Below are 255 nucleotides of genomic sequence, written 5' to 3'. Positions count from 1 at the left end.
CCGTGAACAACGACGGCGTTAAGATCGCAGGCGGTCCTAGCCTGACCAAGTCCGGTATCGATGCCGCCGGCAAGAAGGTTACCAACGTAGCCGACGGCGACCTCAATGCCAACAGCAAAGATGCCGTTAACGGCAGCCAACTGTTTGCGACCAACCAAAACGTAGCGACCAACGCCGCCAATATCGCCAAAGGCATCAACTTCGGCGGTACCGCCGGCAGCAACAACTACGCATTGGGCGACACCATCAATGTCA

At 57.3% G+C, this 255-nt stretch carries 1 pseudogene; it reads left to right on the top strand.

Features of this window, described 5'->3' with window-relative positions:
- Positions 1-255 (top strand): annotated as a pseudogene (locus ACTHTJ_RS11030) (hypothetical protein); the annotation flags it as partial.

Origin of the sequence: Neisseria sp. P0018.S001, from assembly GCF_051957355.1 — a bacterium.
Classification (GTDB): Bacteria; Pseudomonadota; Gammaproteobacteria; order Burkholderiales; family Neisseriaceae; genus Neisseria; species Neisseria subflava_A.
The sequence above is the reverse complement of the archived record's forward strand: the minus strand, read 5'-3'. Positions and strand labels throughout refer to the sequence as shown.